The sequence below is a fragment of the Vibrio sp. 03_296 genome, assembly GCF_002265885.1.
Genome location: NZ_NPKW01000669.1, coordinates 1 through 564, shown reverse-complemented (window position 1 = coordinate 564; position 564 = coordinate 1). Strand labels below are relative to the sequence as shown.

Below are 564 nucleotides of genomic sequence, written 5' to 3'. Positions count from 1 at the left end.
TTCTATAGTATGATATCTAGTGGTGGTTTTTTTTTTGTCAATCGCACAAGTCCCAAGAAAAGAAACTGTCAAAGGGTTTCTAATTCCTGATCGAGGGCTTGTGAAAGTATACTCTGGCCGGACTGGTACATTAGATGCGCTGTATGTTAGCGAAGGTGACTACGTTGAAAAGGGCAGGCCTATTGCCAAAATTGTAAACAGTGAAAAGTTAACCAGTGGTATTGAATTCTCGGAAGCTCTTAATAAAGAAATTGAACAGCAAATAGTAGCTTTGCGAGAAGAGATTGGTATTTTTGATGAGATTTACGATAAGGAAATTGGAGAGCTTCCTTGCTCAAAAGTCCGACGTAGAATCAAGTTTGAATGCACTTGTGAAAAGTGAAAAATACRACAGCAAGAAGGCTACGAATCAAAGACGAACAGCTCAAACGTCATAAACGTTTGTTAGGTAGTGGACATATATCTAGCTCTGAGTTCTTAAGTTCAGAGGAGCGTTATCTTGAATTGCTGGGTACTCATGAACAAATAGAGCAAGATATTTCAGAACTGATGATTCAATTATCA

General features: G+C 38.2%; 1 protein-coding gene and 1 pseudogene. Both read left to right on the top strand.

The window, feature by feature from the left end; all coding sequences use genetic code 11:
• Positions 1-34 precede the first annotated feature (34 nt).
• Positions 35-382 (top strand): efflux RND transporter periplasmic adaptor subunit, encoded by a 348-nt coding sequence (locus CIK04_RS27025; RefSeq protein WP_128824726.1) that lies wholly within the window; start codon positions 35-37, stop codon positions 380-382.
• Positions 379-564 (top strand): annotated as a pseudogene (locus tag CIK04_RS34305) (hypothetical protein); the annotation flags it as partial. The gene CIK04_RS27025 and the pseudogene CIK04_RS34305, both read left to right, overlap by 4 nt.